This is a genomic window from Vreelandella hamiltonii (assembly GCF_014651795.1).
GTDB classification, from domain to species: Bacteria; Pseudomonadota; Gammaproteobacteria; order Pseudomonadales; family Halomonadaceae; genus Vreelandella; species Vreelandella hamiltonii.
Map to the genome: position 1 here is coordinate 18,125 of NZ_BMXO01000001.1, position 20,920 is coordinate 39,044.

Below are 20,920 nucleotides of genomic sequence, written 5' to 3' on the forward strand. Positions count from 1 at the left end.
GAGCCCCATGAGCCAACTTGCATTCTGGCGATCCGGCAGCACACGCGTGCTGCCGGGTTTTGGCCTTTCCATGGGTATCAGCGTGCTGTTTATCTCGCTGGTACTGCTGCTGCCCATCACCGGGCTGTTTGGCCAACTGGCGGGGCTCAGCCTCAGCGAGTACTGGGCCATCATCACCGATGGCCGCGTGGTGGCCAGCTACACCGTGACCATTGGCGCTGCCGCCGTGGCCGCGCTGGTCAACGCCGTTTTCGGGCTGCTGCTGGCCTGGGTGCTGGTGCGCTACGAGTTCCCCGGCAAGCGTCTGCTGGATGCGCTGATGGACCTGCCCTTCGCCCTGCCCACGGCGGTGGCGGGCATTACCCTGGCCACCTTGTATGCCGGCAATGGCTGGATGGGCCGCCTGCTCGAACCGCTGGGCTTTCAGGTCGCCTATACCTGGGTCGGCATTGCCCTGGCCATGGCTTTCACCAGTATTCCTTTCGTGGTGCGCACCGTGCAGCCAGTACTCGAAGACCTGCCCGCCGAGATCGATGAAGCCGCCATGTCGCTGGGTGCTACCGACAGCGTGGCATTTCGCCGGGTGATCATGCCCCACCTGTGGCCAGCGCTGGTCACCGGTACGGGGCTGGCGTTCGTGCGCTCGTTAGGCGAGTTCGGGGCGATCATCTTCATCGCGGGCAACATGCCCTACGAAACGGAGATCACGGCATTGATGATCTTCGTTCGGCTTCAGGAGTACGACTACGCAGGCGCTTCGGCCATCGCCTCGGTGGTGCTGTTCGTGTCGCTGGCACTGCTGCTGGTCATCAACATCTGGCAGGGGCGCTTCGTGCGCCGCTTGCATGGAGGAAAAGGCTAATGCATCGCGTAGGGGATGCGCCGCTGGTGCGGCGCGTACTTATTGTCAGCGCCCTGCTGCTGTCGGCGCTGTTTCTGCTGCTGCCGCTGGTCGCCATTTTTGCTCAGGCCTTTTCTCAGGGCGTGGCGGTGTTCTGGGCCAACGTGACCAATACCTTCACCCTCCACGCCATCGGCCTGACGCTGGTCATCGCGCTGATGACCATTCCGGTCTGCCTGGTCTTTGGCGTCGCGCTGGCCTGGCTGGTGACCCGCTTCAGCTTCCCCGGCCGCCGCATTCTGCAAACCCTGATCGACATACCCTTTGCCGTTTCGCCAGTCGTGGCCGGTTTGATCTACCTGCTGCTCTACGGCCGCAATGGCTGGATCGGCAGCTGGCTGGACACCCATGACATTCAGCTCATGTTTGCCTGGCCCGGCATTCTGATGGTCACCATCTTCGTCACCTGCCCCTTCGTCGCTCGTGAACTGATTCCATTGATGCAGGCCCAGGGCTCCCGCGAAGAGGAAGCCGCCGTGACCCTGGGCGCCTCAGGCTGGACCACGTTCTGGCGCGTGACACTACCCAACATCCGTTGGGCACTGCTGTACGGCATCATCCTCACCAATGCTCGCGCGGTAGGTGAATTCGGCGCGGTCTCCGTGGTCTCAGGGGCTATTCGCGGGCAGACCAATACGCTGCCCTTGCACCTCGAACAGCTCTATCAGGATTACAACGCCGTGGGGGCATTTGCCAGCGCGGCCTTGCTGGCGCTGATTGCCCTGTTAACCCTTGCGGCCAAGGCAGGCCTGGAATGGCGCGCATCGCGCCGGGAGGCACTCGTATGAGTATTCGCTTAGAGAATATTGCCAAGCATTTTGCCAATACCCAGGCCCTCGAACCCATCGACCTGGACATTCATGAGGGCGAGCTGGTCGGCCTGCTGGGCCCCTCCGGGTCGGGCAAGACGACCCTGCTGCGTATCATTGCAGGGCTGGAGAGCGCTGACCGCACGCCAACGCCCGGTAAAATTCTGTTTGGCGATCGCGATGTCACCCATGTGCACGTGCGTGACCGGCGCATCGGTTTTGTATTTCAGCACTATGCGCTGTTTCGCCATATGAGCGTCTACGACAACGTGGCCTTTGGCCTGACCGTAATGCCGCGCAAGCGTCGCCCCTCCAGCGGCGAGATTCGTGCACGAGTATTTCGGCTGCTGGAAATGGTTCAGCTCCAGCATTTGGCCAACCGCCTGCCTGCGCAGCTCTCGGGCGGCCAGCAGCAGCGTGTGTCGCTGGCCAGGGCACTGGCCGTAGAACCCGACGTGCTGCTGCTGGACGAGCCCTTCGGCGCGCTGGACGCCAAGGTACGTCAGGACCTTCGCCGCTGGCTGCGTCGCCTTCATGATGAGCTGAACTTCACCAGCGTATTCGTGACCCACGACCAGGAAGAGGCGCTGGAGCTTTCGGATCGCGTCGTGGTGATGAGCAATGGCCGTATCGAACAGATCGACACGCCGGAAACCCTCTACCGCTCGCCGAAGAACCGCTTTGTGTTCGAATTCCTCGGTGACGTGAACCACCTGGAGGGCAGCGTGCAGCAAGGTGTGCTGACCTGCGGAGATGCGCGCCTGCAGGTAGACCTGCCAGACGGTGACGAAGAGCTGCTGTTGCGCCCCCACGAAGTGCGCCTGACTGAAGCACCCAGCCCGGAAAGCCACCTGCCTGTCACGGTCACCGCGCTTTCCCCTGTGGGGGCCGAAGTACGGGTCGAGCTGGAGGCGGACTGGCTTGCCAAGCCCTGGCTGGCCACCGTGCGTCATGCCGACTTCGAACGGCTGAACCTGCAGCGCGGCCAGCGGCTGTTTGCGCATCCGCGCCAGTGGCATCGCTTCAAGGAAGAGACCGCGCCCCAGCCGCAGCCTAGCCGGGTCACGTAAGCCGCTGGCCTCGCCTGTCGCAGCAGGGCTATACTGTACCGACCCTGGACAGCAATGCCTTGTTACGACAGGCTTTTACTATCCAGGCAAGTGACTACCCAATCAGGTTACTATCCAAGCAAGTTACGCCCCAAACAAGTAGAGTGTGGAGAGTTGTATGCGTCGGCGTCATTTTTTACGTATTTCCGGTGCGCTGTTGGCCACCGCCCTGCTGGCCGGCTGCGCCAGCCCCCAGTTCCTGCAGCTGAACCCCACCCGCACGGCCAACGTGCCGCAGGTAGGCTCCGGGCAGCAGGTAACCGTGGTGGCCGTGGATGCCCGGCCCAGTGAAGTCATTGGCACACGGGCAGGCGGCAGCATGTCGACGGCGCAAATCACCGTCAACCGACATGAATTGATTCCGAAACTTCAGGCCGAAGCAGAGCGTGCGGTGCGCGACATGGGCTTCAACCCCACCCGGGAAACCGCCCAGGGCCGCCCCACTCTGACGCTGGAGCTCGCCAGTCTGGCCTACCTGCGGGGCTATAGCGGCCAGCCGCTCATCGACGAGGCCCGTATCGAGGGTGTCTTCCGCGCCATTGCGCAGCATCAGGGCACGACCTACACCGGCACCTATACATCACGCCGTACGCAGGGATACGCCATCAAACCTGGTGAAGACAGCAATACCCGCATGCTGAACGACCTGTTGAGCGATGGTTTGAACCGCGCCTTCAGCGACCCGGAACTGGGCCGCCTGCTGGCGCGCTGATCTGGGTCAATTCACACGCGAGGGCCGCGCCGCTCCAATGCCCAAAGGCTCTCGCGACGGCCACGCTCATCGGCGGGCTCCGTAGAGAGCCGATCAACGCGAAAATTGGGCGCCAGCAGGCGCTCTATTTCTTGGTCGGGCACGTTGAAGGGCGGCCCTGCTTCGCCTTCCTGATGGGTCAGCGCGACGAGCAATCCCTTGGCACCAGGCGGTATCAGCTGTGCCAGATGGAACGCATAGCGCTCCCGAGTGGCGGGTGGCAGGGCAATCAACGCCGCCCGGTCATAGAAGGCCCCGACTTCGGCAGCCTGTTTGATATGCAGATGAAAGAAGTCCCCGCACCAAAGCTCGACACTCCCCTGACGAAACACCTCGAAACCTGACTGGCGGTAGCGTGAAACGCCCTCTTCCCGCTGAGCCAGAAACTGCTCGATGGCTTCCGGGGCCAGCTCGACGCCCAGCACCGGATGACCCTGCTCGGCCAGCCAGCGCATGTCCAGGCTCTTGCCGCACAGCGGCACCAAGACCTTGGCGCCCTCCTCCACCCCCAGCTCGGGCCAGTACTGCGGCAGCGCGGCGTGCGTTGCCGCCAAATGAAAGCCAATGCGCCCTTCCTGCCAGCGCAACCGCCAGGGGTTGTCCATGTTACTTACCTCGTCAGGCCGTGATGGATGATGACCAGCAAGACGCTTAGAACCAGCGGTCACGTTTCTTGCGGCGACGCGGCAAGTGCGGCACGACCAGCCCCACCAGCAGGCCTGCACCGGCCACACCCCCGCCGTACATGAAGTAGCGCATCAACAGGTCCTCTTCCTGGGTATCCAGGCGGGCCTGCAGCGCACGCACCTGGCGGCGAGCCTGCTCGGATTGGGCGTCCAGTTCGTGATTACGCGCTTCCAGCTCGGCAATGCGCTGCTCACGGACATCCAGAGTTTCCGTCATCGAAGAGACCCGCTGCTCCCAGGTATCGTTGATGCCGTCAAGCTCCTGGGTCAGCTCTTCCACCTGCGCCTGAAGCTCAGGCAACTGCTGACGAGCACTAGGCGTTTGCTGCAGTTCGCTGCTCAGCACCCACACGGTATCGCCGCTGTTGCTGCGCACTCGGGTGTAGTTCCCGCTGGTTTCCAGTACGTCTACCTGCTCACCCGCATTCAGCGTTCCCACAATGCGATAGCCATCCGTGGGCCCACTGCGCACATAGGTGCTCAGCTCGTCACTGACCCAGGCTTGGCTATCGGATTGAGCAAACGCTGAATGACCACTGGCACTCAACAGCACGCCCATGGCGGCGGCGTAACAATTCCTGCGAAATTTCTCTACTTGCATGACGTCATGTCCTGATCATAAAAACGCAGCTGACCGACGAAGCCAGCCTGCGTATCGCTATAGCGTTGCGCGTTCTTGGGCGCTTACCCTTCCCCCCTGGGCGGTAACGGGAAGGGACGAGGAAACTCTGCGACGCGAGCATCACTTTTCACTGCCTTCAAGGGGCCTTCACGCTCTACTTCGTCAATGCGCACAATGGCATTGAGCGGCAGGTAGCTGCGCTTGACGCCTTCGAAGGTACGCTGCAGTTTTTCCGCTCCTGGATCCACCACGACTCGCGACGCATCGTCAAAGACAAACTCCTCGACTTCAATAAAGCCCCAGAGTTCGCTCTGAAAGATCTCTCTTACGTATAAATCCCAAATTTCACCCTGCTGGTGAACCACCACACGGTAGATCGGCTTGGCCGCCATCTTGGCCTGTTCCTCTTGACGCTTGAACGTATCCAACAACGGGGTAGCCTACCACACTCACAGGGCAGCCCCTTAGCAGACATCATCAATGCCCACTAATTCCCTCCCGCCCTTCAGTGGGTGCTAATTAGCCCCGGGTCGCTTGGGTCGTGTATGGTGAGGTGAGTGGTTGGCACGATCATTCATCTACCCAACAGGAGTCACCACCATGCAGAAGGATCCCAACAAGGGCTATATCGCCCTCCTCGGCTGGAGCCTCAATGCAATCGAAGCAGCCGAGTAATTCGACCGGCGCTACATCGTGGTTGCCCCCGACTGGGCAGAAGAGCACTGCCAGAAACACGACATCCCCTACGTTCCCTGGAACTTCGAGCGCCTAAACGATCGCTCCATGGAGATTGCCGAAACCCTCAAGGAAAAAGGCGTGGATGTCGCCATCCCGCTGTTCGAGGAGACCGTCGAATGGGCCGGTGCCATCAACTCCGTGCTGCTCGACAACCCCCGTCTTTACGGCCAGTCCCTGCTCCTGCGTGACAAGGCGCTGATGAAGCGGCGAGCCCAACTGGGCGGGATCCGCGTGGGCATTTTCGAAGAGGCCCACGACAGAGACGATGTCATCCGTTTTCTGAAGCGGGTCAACCAGACCCTGCTCAAGCTGGACGGCGACCCCAACGATCCAATCCACCTGAAGGCCTTCGACAAGGCGGGCTGCCTGGGGCACCGCGTCATCCGCACCCCGGACGAGGTGGATACCATTCCGGACGAAGAGTTTCCCGTGCTGATGGAGTCGCACCTCGATGGCTGGGAATTTGCCGTGGAAGCGTGGATTCACGATGGCAAAATCGCCTTCCTGAACATTTCGGAATACGTCACGCTGGGCTATTCGGTGTTCGTTCCCGCCTCGCCGGAGCTCGAGCAGTATCGCCAGCAGATCACCGCCCAGATCGAAAAACTGATCAAGGCCTTCGATATCGAGTTTGGCCTGATCCATCCGGAGTATTTCGTCACCAGCGATGGCGAGATGTACTTTGGTGAAGTCGCCTATCGTCCGCCAGGGTTCAAGGTGTTCGAACTCCTTGAGCGCGTCTATGGTTTCAACGCCTATCAAGCGTCGATGCTGGTCTTCGACCCCAAAGCCACGGCAGAAGAAGTGGCCGAGTTCTTTCCCAAGGAGATCGTCGATGCCAACGGGTTTGCAGGCTGCTTTGGCGTCTATCCACGCCGCCGCGTGGTCAGCCGCCTGGAGATACCCGAAGAGACCGAAGATCATGACTACTTCGAGTCCCATGAGCTGACCCCACCCGTCGAAGAGACCGTCACCAAGCGCACCGCGTTTGGCACCCACTGGGGGCTGGTCTATTTCAAGGGTGACGATGCTCATACGCTTCGCGACCTGCTCAAACGCCAGGAAGCACTCGACTTCTATGTTTAACTCTCCCCCTTGCCGGGATAAGGAGTCAGCGTGACCAATCAGCGTTCCACCCCTGAGGGGAAAGAAGGCAAACTCGAGGGGCTGCTGAGCAAGTTCGATGAAGCCGTGGCGCTGCTTGCCCAGGCTCCCGCCGTCTCCAAGCTGGCCAAGCTACCCCGTGTGATGGACACCGCCAGGCGCATCCTAATGCTCAGCGGAGGCTGCGCAGCGCTGGAAGCACGCGCTGCCTGCTTCGAAGCCGCAGGCGTGTTTGCCGGCTCGGACTGGGACACACCGCAGTACCTGATCCCGACCCTGACGCCCTTTGCATTGAAAAGCGCCGATGCCAATGTGGTGGTGATCGAGACGCTGAGTGAACTGCGGCTGCTGGCGGTAGCCAAGGGAGGCTACGAGCATCCACAGGTATCGCCAGAACACGCCCATCACTACCTTACCCAGGTCATGGCCATCAACTTGGGCCTGCTGTTCAACGCCCCCAGCGAGGCCGAGCGCGAAACCCAAGGGCGGCTGGCGACCATTCCACGCCAGCTGTTTCAGCACCTGGCCGAGCGGGTCGGGCACGAGCACGTCATCGATCAACTGATCGATGAAATCTGGCGGATTCTCAAGCAGCGGCCCATCCAGGTCGACTCGATCAAGCAGATGATCACCCAGATCGCGCTGTGCCAGGCCAACCCGGAGATCGACCTGGGCGCCAGCGGCCAAGGCGCCGACCGGTTGGTCAGCTCGCTCTATGGGCCCACCCAAGCCTGCCGAGAAGACCCTGGCATCGAGATATACCAGGCACGCCTGGAGCGCATGGACCACGCGACGCTTCAAGCGGAGTCCACCGGTTTTGCACGCGCCATGCACGATACCGGCCTCGTATCGCCCTACCATGCCGTGCTGCTGCGCTTCCTGCTGGAAGAAGCAGATCAATTGCTTTCCGAAGCGCTGGGGCTTTCGTCCACGGGGCGCGACTGCCTGCTGTGCTATCGCGAATTGGCGCACACCTTGATTCGCAGCGGCGTCTACCCTGCCACCGCCCAAGCCGTCTATGGTCTGGCGTTACTGCTGGAACGCGGGATTCTCTATCAACCGCCGGTGGCTCCCGCCATGTGGCGGCAGCTTAGCCTGCCGCTCTCCGACTGGGCCATCTCGCGCTTGACGCTGGCGTATGGCGATACGGCATCGCCCAGAGCACGCTTGATCGAGGGCGTGCTGTGCATGCTGGGGCTACCGCTGGGTGTGGGCCAAGGCAACAACCCTACCTGCCAATCGGCGCGAGCGCTGTCGATGTGGGCCTACAACGACCCGGACTACCTGCTCCAGATGGTGACCTGGGCCGCCCGAGACGATGAAATCATTATGCATTTCGAAGGCCAGCCCATCTCTTCCCAAGAGAGCGTAGCAGGCCTGGCCAGCGAACTGCCCCTCGACCTCGATCCTGTGTCATTGGTCGTCGTCCCGCACCTGGATCGCATTTATGCGGAAATGGGCCGACGCTGCATCGGCCGGGAAGGCGACCCGCACCGCTGGGTCAATCCTGAGTTTCACGGCTGGTGGTCTGGCCGAGGGTTCAGCATCAATGTGGACGTGGCCACCGGGCAGCTGGATGACGTCGACACCTTTATTCGCCACTTCTACGCCAGCTATCACCCTTTCTACAACGGTAATCAGCCGCTGATCCACCCCCAGCCTGCCGGCATTGCGGTCACGGACAGCGCTGCGCGCTTCATCGGCTGGCACGCCATCACCATTTTGCGCGCCTCGCTCGACCCCAGCGATGTCATGCGCGTCTACTTCTACAACCCCAACAACGATAGCGGCCAGGACTGGGGAGACGGGTTGAAGGTCAGCACGGCTGGCAACGGCGAGCGCTTCGGTGAGGCGTCACTGCCCTTCGAGCAGTTTCTCTCGCGGCTATACATCTACCACTACGACCCTCTGGAGAGCGGCAAACTGGCCACCGTCAGCGAGGAGGAGCTGGAGCGCGTCAAGGGCTATCTGCATCGTAGTTGGGGGGCCACACGAATCCCACCCACCGAGCTGCAGGCAGAGCCAGGCGCAACATGACATAATGCGCGGTCTTTCAAAGATCCTGATACCCCGCCATGATACGACTCGATCAACTGCTGGTCAGCCAGGCGCTGGCCAGCTCACGCACCCGCGCCCAGCGCCTCATCAAGAACGGGCGTGTCTTCTTGGCCGACGGCACCCCGCTCACCAAGCCTTCCGAAAAGTGGCCCGCCGACACATCACTGCGCGTCGAGGAAGACCCCGAGGAGCGCTACGCCTCCCGGGCCGGGCTCAAACTCGAGGGGGCGCTCTCCACGCTGGGTATGCGGCTGGAGGGCAAGGGGGTGCTGGATGTGGGCCAGTCCACCGGCGGCTTTACCGACTGCGCCCTGCGCTTCGGAGCCCGCCATGTAGTGGGTGTCGAGGTAGGCCACGACCAGTTGGCCGAAGCGCTGCGCCAGGACCCGCGGGTAGTGTGCCTGGAAGGCTTGAACGCACGCCACATGAGCACCTCGGCCGCCTTGCGGGAGGTACTGCAAGCATTTCCCATCGAGATGGCCATCATGGACGTGTCGTTTATCTCCCAAACGCTGATCCTGCCGGAAATCGCCGCCCTGCTACCGGCCCAGGGCCAGCTTATCTCTCTGGTCAAACCGCAGTTCGAGCTGGAGCCCAGCGCGCTGGACAAGCGCGGCGTGGTGCGCGATCCAGCCCGCTACAGCGAGGTGGAGCACAAGATACGCATGGCCTGCCAGGCCTGCGGTTTGCGCATCGCCCACTGGCAGGAGAGCCCGATCACCGGCGGGGACGGCAATCGGGAATTTCTCATGCTGGCCTGCAAATAGACGCCTTAGCCCAAGTTTTCAGGGGGCAGCGGCTTGCGGGTCTGTACTTTCACCGACTCCCCCTGATCTCGATGCAGCCAAACGTCCATCTGCTCGAAGGCCACCCGTACACCCGCTTCGCGGAACAGCTCATCCACCCGGCAGTTCACTTCGTCGGCCGCAAACAGTCGGTCCAGCAGGTCGTTGACGAAGATGCGCAGCTCGAAGTTCAGGCTGTGCGGGCCATAGTTGAGGTAGAACACCTGGGGTTCCGGGTCCGCCAGTACACGCGGATTCTCATCGGCAGCCTGGCGCAACAGCTGATGCACCAACGGCAAATCAGAGCCGTGCGCCACGCCATAGGTCAGCACCACTCGGGTGACATTGTCCGACAGCGACCAGTTGATCAACTGGTCGGTGACGAACGTCTTGTTGGGTATGATGATCTCCTTGCGATCGAAGTCGGTCACCGTGGTGGCACGGATGCGGATACGGCTGACGGTGCCATGCAGGTTGCCCAGCGTGATGGTGTCGCCAATCCGAATCGGGCGCTCGAACAGAATGATCAGGCCAGAGATGAAGTTGGCAAAGATCTCCTGCAAACCAAAACCCAGCCCCACGCTCAACGCGGCCACCAGCCACTGCAGCTTGTCCCAGGAGACCCCCAGGGTGGCCAGCGACATGACGACTCCCGTCCCCACGATGGTATAAGAGAGCAGCGAGCTGATGGCGTAGGCGCTGCCCTGTTTCAGGGCTAGCCGCGACAGCACCATGACTTCGAGCAACCCTGGCAGGTTGCGCGCCATGATGAAGGTGATGGCGACCACCAGCAAGGCCGTGAAAAAATCAGAGAGCGAAAGCGAATTGTCCACTAGGTCGCCTTCATCGGCATCCCACAGCGCCACCTGATCCAGATACCCCAACACCGCCAGCAGGTCCGACCAGACCAGATAAAGCAGCAGGCTGAACCCGATCAGCAGAATGAGCTTGGAGAGCCGCAGCGACTGGGTGTTGATCTTCTCCATGTCCAGGGGTGGCTCTTCGACCACTTCCAGCCCACCCTCGGCTCCCTCCTGTACCTGGGCTCGCCGCCGCGCCAGGGCTCGGCGATACGCCAAGCGACGAGCGGCCACTGCCAGGCTGCGAACCACCGTGGCTTCCACCACGACCCACAGCCCCAACAGGTAAAGCGTCATGGCAAAACGTGCTACCAGTCGCAGCGCCGTATATTCATACCCCCAGGCCACCAGCCCCAGCATGACCAGCGGCACGCTGGCCATGGCCAGCCCCAGGACCAACCGGAACAGCCGAACCCCAAAAATCGGCACGTGTGCCAGAATCAACTGCATCAACCACCACGCCATGGCCAACAGCCCCAGCATGAATAGCCCCATGGCTACCGGACGCATGGCCAGCGGGGTTTCCATCTGCTCTGACATGGCCGCGATCCCCACCACAGGCACCAGCGCTATGCCCAGGCCCCCCAGCAGTTGACGTAGCCGCGCATTGTAGGCAGGCGCCCAGGTAAAATGACGCTCAGCAACGCCATCGGGCACCAGCAGGCGGCGCCCCAGCGCGACCACACCCCAGCTCAGGCTCAATTGCAGCAAGGCCGGTGCCAGCCCCATCGCCAGGGCACCTTCTGCCGTCCGCAGGGCAACACCCGCGCCCGCCAGCGCCAGCGGGCCTGGCAGCGCCAGCAGCGCATTCATCAGAACCGCTTTGGGCGTATGCAGCTGCGTATCACTCTTCAAACGACCTATTTGCGAGTGCAGCCGCGCCAAGGCGGCCTTGATACGAGAGCGCAGCCCCAGCAAGGTCAGGCTCAGCAGCAGTAGCGGCGCACCGACCAGCATGTCCCAGCCAAGGCCCTGCCAGCGGTTGGGCAGCACGGCTCGCCATTCGCCCTGCTGCCACTCCTGCTGCAGGTAATTGGGTAACTGGCGCACCCAGTTGAGGTCCAGCGGACGACTGTTGGCTACCCAGAAGAGCTGTTCATCGATGGTGGCGCGCAGGTCGTGGGTGGTGGTCAAGAGCTGTTGCTGGTTCAGCTGAAGCTCGATGGCGGCGCTCAACAGGCTGCCATAGGACTGCTCGAGCTGCTCCACCAGCTCACGGCGAGATTGATAAAGCCGCGTCAGGGAGTCCACCAGCCCAGGCGTCACCTCGACACCCGCTTCCTGCAGCCGCTGGGTGGCCAATCGCTCCCCCTGGCGCAGCTGATCACGTTGACGTATCAGATCGAACTGCTTGAGGCGCAAGTCGGCAATTTCATCCTGCAGGTCCCGGCGCGGCACGATTACCGGCAGCGATTGACGCTGCTCACGGAGTATCCGCGATAGCAGCTGGCTGCCGCGAATGGCTTCCAACTGCTCATTGAGACTACGCTGCAACTGACGCACCAACTCCAATTGACGCTGGGCTTCGATATTCTCGCGCACGATGCTGTTGGCGCGGTCAGTGGCCCGCAGCAGCTCGAGACTCAAGGTCTGGTTCATCTGCTGGGCGCGCAGCACTACCGGATGCCCTTCGGCGATCAGCGGGTCATCCCGCGCGGCATCGGCAATCGCCTGCTCGGACTGCAAGCGCCGCTGGCGATCGATGACCCCTTGCAGCAGGTTAAGCCGCTGCTCCTGATGATCGATCTGCAAAGCCAATAGCTCACGCCGCTGCTGAGCCAGCTCCCGCAGTCGGCTGTTGGCACTGAGCTCACGTTGATTGAGGGAGACTTCCTGCTCGGCCAGGGAACGTTCCAGACGCCACTGAATCAGCTGCGCATCCTCGCGAGCCGAGAGCTGGCGGTCGGCCAACAGCGCTTCGCGGGTATCGTGCTCGCGGCGCAAGGTCTCGGCCCGCTGCAGGGCTTCGGAGATGGCTTGCTGGGCACGTTCGGGCAAGGTTTGCGCAGCCAACAGCTGTGAGTTGACCTCGGCCAACTGGCTCTGCAACTGCTGGAGCTCAATCACCGCGCTGCCCTGCTGCGCCTCCAAGGCTTCCAGCGGCATGTCGCTGAGGCTATCCACGGAGAGCTGTTGGCTCTCTTCCTCGGCTTCTCGCAGCTCTCGTTCGAGTTGCAGCAGCTGCTCAGGGGCCTGGCTGACACGCTGCTCCAGCGCCCGTTGGCGCTCTTCCAGCGCCGTAAGCCGCTCATAGGCTTGCAACGCGGCACTCAGGGCCGCCTGCTCACGCTGCTGTGCGGCGGTAAGCTCCCCTTCCTGGGACTCGAGCGCAGCCAATCGCTCGTTCAGGGCGCTTTCAGAAGGCGCCCGCTCACCATCTTCTGCCCACCCCATGGGCGACACGCACAACAACACGACACACAGCAATATTCCTAGCGCGCCGCTCACCGCCTTCATGGCATTCTTCACCACGTATAGAAGCCTCATTAACTGGTCGACCCGCATCATCGGGCAAGGCATCATTGTCAATCGTAAGGCCCGGCGGCGCAATCCAGCCCGGCACGAGAATATTGGCAGTTGACTTACCTCATCCGCCTGTATAGAACGTCGCTAACATTTATCTACTTTTCATTGCGAGCCATATCAATGGTTATCCGACCCCTGATGTTCACAGGCCTGCTGGTTGCCTTGGCCACGCAGTCGGCCATGGCCGAGACGCGTGACGATATCGAAGCGCGTATTCGCGCCTTGAATACCGAGCTCTATCAGCTCCGCCAGCAGCTGCAGCAAATTGACGCACCCGAGGCTGCCGCCCAGGGTATTCCACCGACGCCGCTGCCAGAAGAAGTGGCCCTGGAGGACCTGTCCGAACGCCGCCAGCTGGAACAGCAGTCGTCGCGGAACCCGTTCTCCATCACGACGCATCGCACCAATTACCTGTTTCCCGTGAGCTACAACACCAATCAGGACTCCAACAACTTTCGTGAAGTGACCGATGCTTCAGGCCCCAACAACAACGAAGTGAAGTTTCAGTTCAGTGCCAAGTTCAACCTGGCCGAAGACGTGTTTGGCGACATTGGCGACGTCTATTTCGCCTATACCCAACGAAGCTGGTGGCAGGCCTATAACACTGATGCCTCTTCCCCTTTCCGGGAAACCAACTACGAGCCCGAGGTGTTCATCGATTTCGATAACGCCTGGAGCGCCTTGGGCTGGGTGAATACGCGCAATCGTATCGCCTTCAACCATCAATCCAATGGCCGCTCGGACCCGCTGTCACGGAGCTGGAACCGCGTTTATCTGGAAAGCACGCTGCAGCGCGGCGACTGGGCACTGACCCTGGCACCCCACTGGCGCGTGCCGGAGTCCGACGGTGACGACGACAACCCGGATATCGAGCGTTACATGGGGTATGGGGATATTCGTCTGGCCAAGCGCCTGGACAACAATCACGAAGTCGCCGGACAGCTGCGTGGCAATCCTAGCCCCGGCAACCTGGGTACTCAGATCGATTACAGCTGGCCAGCCTTCAATGGGGTGCGAGCACACGTACAGTATTATTACGGGTACGGCGAAAGCATGATCGATTACGACAACCGCGTGCATCGCCTGAGTCTTGGCTTCAGCCTCAACCCGCTGTTCAGCGCCACGGGCCTGAACCGTTGATGCGGAACCACTAAACTTTGGGGTTGTCTATGGAGTGACGGCTGCTATGCTGAAGTTGTCACTCATTCATTCGTCAAAGGAAGACATCATGGCTAAACGTAACACAGACGCCTCCGCACGTGCCGACCAGCTGAAAGAAGACCTGCGCCATCTCAGCGAGACGGTCGAAGAGCTGATGAACGCCACATCGAAAGATGCCAGCGGTGAAATGCGCGACCTGCGTGAGCGTGCCGAACGTCGTTTGAAGGATACTCGTGCCCGCCTGGAAGCCCGCGGCGAGCGCATCTATGAAGACACCCGCGAGTCACTGGCTCAGCAAGCCGATTGCTGCGACCGCTATGTACATGAGAACCCCTGGACCAGCATCGGTATCGGTGCCGCAGCTGGCCTGGTGGTAGGTATGCTGCTCGGTCGTCGCTAATGGCATTGGGGCCAACCCAACGCGTCTTTTCTGCCGCCAAACGCTTGTTGAGGTCACTGTTAGCCAACGGTGAAACCCGCCTGCGTTTGGCGGTGTTGGAATTGGAGGAAGAGCGCGCTCGTTTATTGGTACTACTGCTTTTGGCTGGCGCCAGTCTGCTGCTGCTGCTGTTGGGCGTTGCCACACTGACGGCGCTGGTAGTCGTTCTGTTCTGGGACACCTATCGGCTGACGGCCATTGGCGTGAGTGCTGGCGTACTGATGGCACTCAGTCTGCTGCTGGCAGTGATTGCCATACGTCAGGCAAAGCGGCACTCGCTGCTCAAGGAAACCTTGAAACAGCTGGCAGCCGATCGCGCCCTGCTGGAGGCCAATGATGAAGAACTCACCGACCGTCGACGTTAAGACCACAGACAAGCCGTTGAGTCGCCAGCAGCGCAAGGCAGCGCTGCTGGCCGAGCTGGAACAGCAGCGTATCGATATACTGGTGAGCAGTGAGACGTTGCAACGCACTTCCGCGCCGCTCGATCGGCACTGGCGAAGCCTGCGCTTACCGCTGTACGTCGTGGGCGGGCTCGCTGCCCTGCGGCTGGTTCGCCATCCTGGTGGCGCCATGGCCGTCGGCAAACGCGCATTGGCAGGCTATATGCTGCTTCGCAAGCTGAAACTGCTGGCCAAAGTCGCCAGCTGACGAGGCGTTTGCCTGTTCAAAGCCGTCGGATGCCTTGCATCAGGCGGCTTTTTCAATGGTGATCAACACGCTTGGCCACAGGCGACGCCACTCGCCCAGGCCCACTGGAAGTTGTAACCACCCAACTGGCCAGTGACATCCAGCACTTCGCCAATGAAACGCAGCTGGGGTAAGCCTCGTACTTCAAAATTCTTCGACGAAATGGCCTCGGTACTGATCCCGCCCATGGTCACCTCTGCCGTACGCCAACCCTCTGTGCCCGCCGGTTTCACCTGCCACTCATTGAGGTACTGTGCCCAGCAGTCGATCGCCTCGTTGCTGTACTGTGCCAATGGCATGGCGGTGGCGTGCTCGGGGTACCACTCCATTATCGCCTGTGCCAGACGTTTGGGAAAACGCTCGCCCAGCCAGGTAGACAGCATGCGCTTGGGAGTTTGCTCACGCGCATGACGCAGCGAAGCCGCCACCTCCTCACCCGGCAATAAATCAATCGTAATGGCGCTACCGGGCTGCCAGACGCTCGAAATCTGGAGCATCGCCGGCCCCGACAGCCCCCGATGGGTAAACAGCATGGGCTCATTGAAGCGCCCTTGACCACAGCTGACCGATACCGGCACGCTGAGCCCTGACAGCGTTTCAGCACGCGCTTTCCAGACATCACTGAGCGTGAAGGGCACCAACCCAGGCCGGGTAGGCAACACCTCAAGACCAAATTGTCGGGCGAGTTCGTAACCAAAGCCCGAAGCCCCCATGGTGGGGATGGAGAGCCCCCCCGTGGCCACTACCAACACGCCACAGCTGATGGTGCCCATCGAAGTAGTCAACTGCATTCCCTCGCCCAGGCGCTCCACCTTGGAAATGGACGTCTTCAATGCCAGTTCGACACCGGCCCATTCACATTCGGTCAGCAGGACTCTCACGATCTCCTTGGCGGAGTCGGCACAAAAAAGTTGCCCCGGCGCTTTTTCCACATACTCCACGCCATGGCGCTCCACCAGAGATACAAAATGTTCTGGACGGTAACGTTTCAACGCAGAAATGCAAAAATAAGGATTTTCCGAATAAAAATGGCTTGGTGAGGCATCAAGGTTGGTAAAGTTACAGCGGCCTCCTCCCGACATGAGGATTTTCTTGCCCGGTTTATTGGCATGGTCAACCACCAGCACGCGCCGCCCTGCATAACCTGCTTGAGCCGCACACATCAACCCGGCGGCACCTGCGCCAATGACGACGACGTCGTAAACCATCTTGGAAGCCCTACATGAAAAGCTGACTATCTTAGCAGCAGTGAGGCTGCTCAGCACTTTACAAACCCAAAATAGATGTACATATAATGTACAACAAATATCTTTTCATTCCGTTATCTTGCCGTTTGCCCTTATCACGGCAGTCGATTTCAGGATAATGCAGGTCACCTCTGTTTACGTTGAGACGCCAATGCTTGTTTACCAACGCCTCTTCTGCTGTCTGCTGCTGGCCGCCTTGCCGCCATACGCCATAGCACAAACCCCGCCACCCGTGATCGGTCACTACGCCACGGCCACCGCCTGGTCCGACCCATTAGAAGCCCTGGGCACCCTGCGTGCCGACGAGAGCGTCACGCTGTCAGCCACCGTGACCGATACCATTGCCGAAATCACCTTCGAAGATGGTGCCCAGGTCGAACAGGGCGAGCTGCTGATACGCCTTGAAGATGCCGAGGAACAGGCGCTGCTGAGGGCAGCACGGGCGATCACCGATGAGCGCCGTAATGCGGTGGGCAGAACGTCTCAACTTCAGGAACGCAACTTGGCCCCCCGCGCCGAACTGGAAGATACCCAAGCGCGGCTGAGGCAGGCAGAAGCCGATGTCCAGGCGTTAGAGGCACGCCTGGCCAACTACCGGGTAGTGGCACCGTTCAGTGGTCGCGTCGGCTTTCGTAATGTCAGCGCTGGCGCACTGGTGACCCCGGGCATGGAGCTGGTGACCCTCGACAAGCTGGATATCATGAAACTGGATTTTACCGTACCGGAAGTGTTTCTGGGCCGCCTGTCGGCAGGGCTGGCGCTGAGCGCGACCACCGCCGCCTACCCGGATGATGTCTTCCGCGGTGAAATCGCCAGTATTGGTACCCGTATCGACCCGGTGTCTCGCAGTATCAGTGTGCGGGCCGAGCTGGCCAACCCAGAGCTGCGCCTGCGCCCCGGCATGTTGATGGAGGTCGTCGTGCAGCAACGCGTGCGCAATACGTTGGTACTGCCTGAAGCCGCTATCGAGCCGAGCGGCAATCGCCATTTCGTGATGGTCATTCACGAGGAGGAAGGAGAGCATCGCCTGGAGCGCCGAGAGGTCGCCTTGGGTGAGCGTCGCAGTGGCGAAGTGGAAGTGCTCGAAGGCGTGGCAGATGGCGAGCTGGTGGCAGTACACGGTCTGCAGCTGGCACGAGATGGCCAGCAGGTACGTTTACTGGGCATCACCGATGAAGAGACCAGCATCCGTACCCTGCTGGAGGCTGACCGCTGATGCGCTTATCCGACATCTCCGTACAGCGTCCGGTGCTGGCCATGGTCATCGCCGCGCTGATCGTGGCCTTCGGCCTGCTGGCGCTGAATCGCCTGCCGCTGCAGGAGTATCCCACGGTCGACCCACCGGTCGTCAGCATCGATACACGTTACCCCGGTGCTTCGGCCAGCGTGGTCGAAACCCGCATTACCCAGGTGCTGGAAGATCGTATCGCCGGGGTAGAAGGTATCGAGCTGATTACCTCCCAGAGCGAAGATGGACGATCGCGCATCCAGATCGAGTTCGCCATCAGCATGGATATCGACGCGGCGGCCAACGATGTGCGCGACCGCATATCGGGTGCCTTGCGCAACCTTCCCGATGATGCCGACAATCCTGAAGTCACCAAGGCCGACAGCAGCGATGAAATCGTCATCTGGCTGAGTCTCTCAGGGGCGGACTACTCGATCACCGAGCTCACCGACTACGCCAACCGTTTTCTGGTAGACAGCCTGTCGGTGCAGCCGGGGGTAGCCAGGGTGCGCGTGGGCGGTGGCCGCGACTATGCCATGCGTGTCTGGCTGGACCGCAACGCGCTGGCAGCACGAGGCCTCACCGTGGGTGATATCGAGGATGCCCTGCGCGCCGAAAACGTCGAGCTGCCCGCCGGCTCCATCGAGTCCGATGATCGCCAGTTCATCGTAAGGCTGCCGCGCAACTTCGCCACCGCCGATGACTTTCAGCGGCTGGCGGTTACCCAGGGCAGCAACGGGCACCTGATTCGTCTGGCCGATGTGGCCCGAGTGGAAGTGGGCTCGGTGGAAGACCGTTCGGTGTTTCGTGCCAACGGCGTGCCCATGGTGGGGCTAGGCATGATCATGCAGTCCACCGCCAACGTGGTGGAGCTTTCCGAAGCGGTGCAGCAGGAGCTGGAGCGCTTGCAAGGCACCCTGCCCGAGGGCATGTCATTGACGCTCAACTACGACGCCTCGGTGTTCGTGTCGGGTGCCATCGACCAGGTGGTCATGACGCTGTTCATCGCCATGGGCCTGGTAGTCATCGTGATTTTCCTGTTCCTGGGCAACCTGCGAACTACCATCGTGCCTGCCGTGACCGTCCCCATCGCCGTGATTGGCGCCTTCACCGCGCTGGCTGCCATGAATTTCTCGATCAACCTGTTGACGCTGCTGGCGCTGGTACTGGCCATTGGCCTGATCGTCGATGACGCCATCGTGGTGTTGGAAAACATCAACCGACGCATGCACGATTACGGTGAAACGCCGCTGGTGGCGGCCTTCCGCGGCACTCGACAGATCGCTTTTGCGGTCATTGCCACGACCCTCGTGCTGGTAGCCGTATTCGTACCCCTGAGTATGCTGCAGGGCGATATCGGCCGACTGTTTTCCGAATTTGCACTGACCATGGCCGCCGCGGTGGTCGTCTCCACGCTGCTGGCCCTGACCCTGACCCCCATGATGGCTTCCAAAATCCTCAAGCCGGGGATGCACGATAGCCGCATAGGTCAAGGGGTGCAGTGGCTGCTGGACGGTGCTCGGAAACGTTACCAGCGTGCGCTGGAAGTCGTGCTGGCATTCAAATGGGTAGTGGTGGCCTTGTTTGCGCTTCTGGTGGCGGGCACTGCCTGGCTGGCCTCGGCACTGCCCAGCGAGTACACCCCTCAAGAAGACCGGGGCAACTTCATCGTGCTGGTCAACGGGCCCGAAGGCGCCACCTTCGATTACATGATGGATTACATGGATGAGATCGAAGCACGCCTGACACCCTTCGTCGATAGCGGTGAGCTGGAGCGCGTGGTAGTAAGGGCACCGCGGGGGTTCGGCAATATCGAAAACTTCAACAGCGGCTTCATCATCGTCAACATGGCCGACTGGGGCAGCCGCCGCAGCGCCTGGGAGATCATGGCAGACGTGCGTCAAACTCTGGGGTCCCTGCCTGGAGTCCAGGCCTTCCCGGTCATGCGCCAGGGGTTTGGTCAACGCACCCAGAAACCGGTCCAGTTCGTGTTGGGGGGTGGCACTTACGAGGAGCTGGCCAGCTGGCGGGATACGCTGGTCAACCATATTCGCGAGCACAACCCGCGCCTGACCGCCGTTGAGAGCAACTACAACGAAACCCAGCCGCAGCTCAGGGTCGACATCAACTACGAACGGGCCGCCGCGCTGGGGGTCACCGTCACGGAAATAGGCCGGACGCTGGAGGTGCTGCTCGGTGGGCGCAACGTGACCCGTTACGTGGATGACGGCGAAGAGTACGATGTGATTCTGGAAGGCGACCGTGGCCGCCAGAATAGCCCGCGAGCGCTGGACAACATCCAGGTACGCTCCGCGCGGTCCGGTGAACTGATTCCGCTGGCCAGCCTGGTGACGCTCTCTGACTTCGCGGGTGCCAGCACGCTCAACCGCTTCGACCGCGTGCGCGCCATTACCATCGAGGCCAACTTGGCCGATGGCTACCCCCTGGGTGAAGCGCTGGCCTACCTGCAAGACACCGCGAATACCATTCTGCCAGAAGAAGTGCAGACCAATCTGGCAGGCCCCTCTCGAGACTTCCAGCAGGCCAGTGGGGCGACGACCTTTCTGCTGGTGCTTGGCGCCGTGGTGGTATTCCTGGTGCTTGCCGCCCAGTTCGAGAGCCTGATTCACCCCTTCGTGATCATGCTGACGGTGCCGCTGGCCATGAGCGGTGCCCTGCTGGCCCTGCTGATGACCGGCCAGTCATTGAATATCTACAGTCAGGTGGGGCTGGTGCTGCTGATAGGATTGGCGGCCAAGAATGGCATACTGATCGTCGAGTTCGCCAACCAGCTGCGCGATGAGGGGCAAGCCTTTCGTTCGGCCCTGATCGAAGCATCGGTCACCCGCCTGCGGCCCATTCTGATGACGGCAGTCACCACCATGGCCGGGGCGATCCCGCTGATCATCTCCAGCGGCCCTGGCGCAGAGTCTCGCCTGGTGATTGGCACGGTGATCATGGCGGGTGTAGGCGCGGCCACGGTGTTTACGCTGTTCGTGGTACCCGTGGCCTACGATTTGCTGGCACGCTACTCAGGCTCCCCTGGCGCCGTGAAGCGACAGCTGGAAGAAGAAATTGCCAATGCGCCGGAGGCCGACCACGAACCGCTGGCTACGCCCGAGCGCTAAGCAACCTCTTCTACCGAGCAGACAGACAACCAGGGCGCCAAAAGGCGCCCTGGTTGTTAAAGAGTGCTGTTGAAGACT

At 61.2% G+C, this 20,920-nt stretch carries 17 protein-coding genes and 1 pseudogene; 13 read left to right on the plus strand and 5 right to left on the minus strand.

Annotated features, from left to right (window positions below; translation table 11 throughout):
• Positions 1 to 7 precede the first annotated feature (7 nt).
• The 4 genes from cysT (at position 8) to IE061_RS00130 (ending at position 3,531) form a co-directional block, all read left to right on the plus strand.
• Positions 8 to 862 carry a sulfate ABC transporter permease subunit CysT gene (gene cysT, locus IE061_RS00115; protein ID WP_016914399.1) on the plus strand — a complete coding sequence of 285 codons (855 nt, stop codon included), beginning with the start codon at positions 8 to 10 and terminating at the stop codon, positions 860 to 862.
• On the plus strand, positions 862 to 1,689 hold the full coding sequence (cysW, locus tag IE061_RS00120) for a sulfate ABC transporter permease subunit CysW (RefSeq protein ID WP_016914400.1): 828 nt from the start codon (positions 862 to 864) through the stop codon (positions 1,687 to 1,689). The genes cysT and cysW overlap by 1 nt, the downstream gene beginning before the upstream one ends.
• Positions 1,686 to 2,780 carry a sulfate/molybdate ABC transporter ATP-binding protein gene (locus IE061_RS00125; protein WP_193460660.1) on the plus strand — a complete coding sequence of 365 codons (1,095 nt, stop codon included), beginning with the start codon at positions 1,686 to 1,688 and terminating at the stop codon, positions 2,778 to 2,780. The genes cysW and IE061_RS00125 overlap by 4 nt, the downstream gene beginning before the upstream one ends.
• A 157-nt stretch (positions 2,781 to 2,937) precedes the next feature.
• On the plus strand, positions 2,938 to 3,531 hold the full coding sequence (locus IE061_RS00130; protein WP_193460661.1) for a YajG family lipoprotein: 594 nt from the start codon (positions 2,938 to 2,940) through the stop codon (positions 3,529 to 3,531).
• Positions 3,532 to 3,542: 11 nt separating this feature from the next.
• On the opposite strand, the gene IE061_RS00135 is transcribed toward IE061_RS00130, so the two are convergent.
• The 3 genes from IE061_RS00135 to IE061_RS00145 form a co-directional block, all read right to left on the minus strand.
• Positions 3,543 to 4,175, minus strand: a complete 633-nt coding sequence (locus IE061_RS00135; protein WP_193460662.1) for a thiopurine S-methyltransferase — start codon at positions 4,173 to 4,175, stop codon at positions 3,543 to 3,545.
• A 46-nt stretch (positions 4,176 to 4,221) separates the two neighbouring features.
• A complete protein-coding gene (locus tag IE061_RS00140) occupies positions 4,222 to 4,857 on the minus strand; it encodes a TIGR04211 family SH3 domain-containing protein (RefSeq protein ID WP_039181012.1) in 636 nt (211 codons plus the stop codon).
• Between the two features lie 83 nt (positions 4,858 to 4,940).
• Entirely contained in the window at positions 4,941 to 5,270 is a 330-nt protein-coding gene (locus IE061_RS00145; protein WP_009100748.1) for a DUF1820 family protein, read from the minus strand.
• 208 nt (positions 5,271 to 5,478) lie between these two features.
• Between IE061_RS00145 and IE061_RS00150 the strand changes: the two are divergent.
• From IE061_RS00150 to IE061_RS00160, 3 genes and pseudogenes are all read left to right on the plus strand, one after another.
• A pseudogene (locus IE061_RS00150) lies at positions 5,479 to 6,702 on the plus strand (ATP-grasp domain-containing protein).
• Between the two features lie 30 nt (positions 6,703 to 6,732).
• A complete protein-coding gene (locus IE061_RS00155; RefSeq protein WP_144983768.1) occupies positions 6,733 to 8,757 on the plus strand; it encodes a hypothetical protein in 2,025 nt (674 codons plus the stop codon).
• Between the two features lie 38 nt (positions 8,758 to 8,795).
• Complete coding sequence (locus IE061_RS00160) at positions 8,796 to 9,545, plus strand: TlyA family RNA methyltransferase (RefSeq protein ID WP_193460663.1); 750 nt, start codon at positions 8,796 to 8,798, stop codon at positions 9,543 to 9,545.
• Between the two features lie 5 nt (positions 9,546 to 9,550).
• On the opposite strand, the gene mscK is transcribed toward IE061_RS00160, so the two are convergent.
• Positions 9,551 to 12,895, minus strand: coding sequence for a mechanosensitive channel MscK (mscK, locus tag IE061_RS00165; RefSeq protein ID WP_096922658.1), 3,345 nt, complete (start codon positions 12,893 to 12,895; stop codon positions 9,551 to 9,553).
• A 174-nt stretch (positions 12,896 to 13,069) separates the two neighbouring features.
• Between mscK and IE061_RS00170 the strand changes: the two genes are divergently transcribed.
• From IE061_RS00170 to IE061_RS00185, 4 genes are all read left to right on the plus strand, one after another.
• The gene (locus IE061_RS00170) at positions 13,070 to 14,089 is read left to right on the plus strand and encodes a phospholipase A (protein ID WP_096922657.1); all 1,020 of its coding nucleotides are present in this window, start codon (positions 13,070 to 13,072) and stop codon (positions 14,087 to 14,089) included.
• 88 nt (positions 14,090 to 14,177) lie between these two features.
• The gene (locus IE061_RS00175) at positions 14,178 to 14,510 is read left to right on the plus strand and encodes an ElaB/YgaM/YqjD family protein (RefSeq protein WP_016914410.1); all 333 of its coding nucleotides are present in this window, start codon (positions 14,178 to 14,180) and stop codon (positions 14,508 to 14,510) included.
• Complete coding sequence (locus IE061_RS00180; protein WP_016914411.1) at positions 14,510 to 14,914, plus strand: phage holin family protein; 405 nt, start codon at positions 14,510 to 14,512, stop codon at positions 14,912 to 14,914. The genes IE061_RS00175 and IE061_RS00180 overlap by 1 nt, the downstream gene beginning before the upstream one ends.
• A complete protein-coding gene (locus IE061_RS00185) occupies positions 14,886 to 15,200 on the plus strand; it encodes a YqjK-like family protein (RefSeq protein ID WP_193460664.1) in 315 nt (104 codons plus the stop codon). Before IE061_RS00180 ends, IE061_RS00185 begins: the two co-directional genes overlap by 29 nt.
• 62 nt (positions 15,201 to 15,262) lie before the next feature.
• On the opposite strand, the gene IE061_RS00190 is transcribed toward IE061_RS00185, so the two are convergent.
• Positions 15,263 to 16,447 (minus strand): BaiN/RdsA family NAD(P)/FAD-dependent oxidoreductase, encoded by a 1,185-nt coding sequence (locus IE061_RS00190; RefSeq protein ID WP_144983759.1) that lies wholly within the window; start codon positions 16,445 to 16,447, stop codon positions 15,263 to 15,265.
• A gap of 190 nt (positions 16,448 to 16,637) precedes the next feature.
• On the opposite strand from IE061_RS00190, the gene IE061_RS00195 reads away from it, so the two are divergent.
• Positions 16,638 to 17,702, plus strand: coding sequence for an efflux RND transporter periplasmic adaptor subunit (locus IE061_RS00195; protein WP_193460665.1), 1,065 nt, complete (start codon positions 16,638 to 16,640; stop codon positions 17,700 to 17,702).
• Entirely contained in the window at positions 17,702 to 20,842 is a 3,141-nt protein-coding gene (locus tag IE061_RS00200; RefSeq protein WP_193460666.1) for an efflux RND transporter permease subunit, read from the plus strand. The genes IE061_RS00195 and IE061_RS00200 overlap by 1 nt, the downstream gene beginning before the upstream one ends.
• Positions 20,843 to 20,920 lie beyond the last annotated feature (78 nt).

Bases quoted from the DNA above. Each gene is read 5' to 3' on its own strand.
- IE061_RS00125 (WP_193460660.1), top strand. From the start codon at position 1,686: ATGAGTATTCGCTTAGAGAATATTGCCAAGCATTTTGCCAATACCCAG.
- IE061_RS00190 (WP_144983759.1), bottom strand. From the start codon at position 16,447: ATGGTTTACGACGTCGTCGTCATTGGCGCAGGTGCCGCCGGGTTGATG.
- IE061_RS00130 (WP_193460661.1), top strand. From the start codon at position 2,938: ATGCGTCGGCGTCATTTTTTACGTATTTCCGGTGCGCTGTTGGCCACC.
- IE061_RS00185 (WP_193460664.1), top strand. From the start codon at position 14,886: ATGAAGAACTCACCGACCGTCGACGTTAAGACCACAGACAAGCCGTTG.
- IE061_RS00135 (WP_193460662.1), bottom strand. From the start codon at position 4,175: ATGGACAACCCCTGGCGGTTGCGCTGGCAGGAAGGGCGCATTGGCTTT.
- IE061_RS00175 (WP_016914410.1), top strand. From the start codon at position 14,178: ATGGCTAAACGTAACACAGACGCCTCCGCACGTGCCGACCAGCTGAAA.
- IE061_RS00195 (WP_193460665.1), top strand. From the start codon at position 16,638: ATGCTTGTTTACCAACGCCTCTTCTGCTGTCTGCTGCTGGCCGCCTTG.
- cysT (WP_016914399.1), top strand. From the start codon at position 8: ATGAGCCAACTTGCATTCTGGCGATCCGGCAGCACACGCGTGCTGCCG.
- IE061_RS00145 (WP_009100748.1), bottom strand. From the start codon at position 5,270: ATGGCGGCCAAGCCGATCTACCGTGTGGTGGTTCACCAGCAGGGTGAA.
- IE061_RS00180 (WP_016914411.1), top strand. From the start codon at position 14,510: ATGGCATTGGGGCCAACCCAACGCGTCTTTTCTGCCGCCAAACGCTTG.
- IE061_RS00140 (WP_039181012.1), bottom strand. From the start codon at position 4,857: ATGCAAGTAGAGAAATTTCGCAGGAATTGTTACGCCGCCGCCATGGGC.
- IE061_RS00170 (WP_096922657.1), top strand. From the start codon at position 13,070: ATGGTTATCCGACCCCTGATGTTCACAGGCCTGCTGGTTGCCTTGGCC.
- IE061_RS00200 (WP_193460666.1), top strand. From the start codon at position 17,702: ATGCGCTTATCCGACATCTCCGTACAGCGTCCGGTGCTGGCCATGGTC.
- cysW (WP_016914400.1), top strand. From the start codon at position 862: ATGCATCGCGTAGGGGATGCGCCGCTGGTGCGGCGCGTACTTATTGTC.
- IE061_RS00160 (WP_193460663.1), top strand. From the start codon at position 8,796: ATGATACGACTCGATCAACTGCTGGTCAGCCAGGCGCTGGCCAGCTCA.